Consider the following 1,065-nt stretch of genomic DNA (forward strand, 5'->3'; position numbering starts at 1 on the left):
GTAATGGATTTTGATAGGGGTAGGCGACATACATTGACTTTTCTGTGCTGTATGTATGGGTAACTTTTAAAAGTTCTTGATGACTACTGCCTTTTAACAGGTAGTTGGGTATTACGCCCAATCCCACACCTTGCTCAACAAAGTTCAATAAAATTGATGTATTATCGACCTCTATCACATCACAATAACTTTTTCTTATTTCTTCCTTATTCGAATGATTTTTATATATAAGAAGAGTGCTACTTATTTCATTGCTGTCATTAGAAATTAGAACATCATTATAATTCCCAACTTTATGCGCAATTAAATTATCATCAACAACATCATTTAGTCTTATTGCAATATCAACATTGCTTTCTAATAAATTCTCGACCTTATTACTAGACGAAATTTCAAAAATTACCGCAGGGTATCTCTCTTGTAATTTTCTCAAAATACTGCCGAAAATTGATGAAGCTATAGAGTTTGGCATTGTTATCTTGAATTTACCGCTAATACAGTCACTCAGTGATCTGGCTCTATAGTTTAGTTCTTGTAGCTTACTTAATGTTTCAAGAGCCAGAGGACTAATACTTTTCCCATGGTCAGTTAAGACGAGCTTTCGAGTCGTTCTATGCACCAATGTTACGCCTAAAGCAGTTTCAAGCATCGCGAGTTGACGACTGACTTGAGCCTTTGATTTTCCAAGTTCCTTAGCTGCTTCAGTTAAAGAGAGGTGTTTGCATATTGCCGCGAAGTTGATGAGTTCGCTATTGAGCCATTCCATGATTGTTACCTATCTGCAACTCTGAGTCACGTTGTCTTTTTGGAGGCTGAACAGTATAACTTGCATCAACGGAGGGGGAAAATGATATTTAAAAGTTATGAAGAAGTGGTTTCTGAATACCACTTGGAGCAGATTGTTAATAATATAAAAAATGGGATTATTAACGTTTCAGGCAGTGACGATATTAAATCTTTAGTCAACGATAGGAACTGTAAGGTTGACATTATATCAAAAATAACATTTTTGAATAAAAGTAAAGGTAGCATGTTAATTGAAGCGGCTTGCGTTATCCATAGTGA

2 protein-coding genes are annotated in these 1,065 nt (G+C 35.4%); one reads left to right on the plus strand and one right to left on the minus strand.

Going from position 1 to position 1,065, the window contains the following annotated elements:
• A partial coding sequence (locus R7Q47_RS26280) for a LysR family transcriptional regulator (RefSeq protein WP_318090265.1) occupies positions 1-766 on the minus strand: 766 nt, incomplete at its 3' end.
• Here R7Q47_RS26280 and R7Q47_RS26285 point away from each other — a divergent pair.
• Positions 716-1,065, plus strand: a 350-nt coding sequence (locus tag R7Q47_RS26285) for a hypothetical protein (RefSeq protein ID WP_318090266.1), incomplete at its 3' end; no start/stop codon positions are given. The two genes, R7Q47_RS26280 and R7Q47_RS26285, sit on opposite strands and share 51 nt — an antisense overlap.

Source organism: Vibrio sp. Vb0349 (assembly GCF_033338975.1).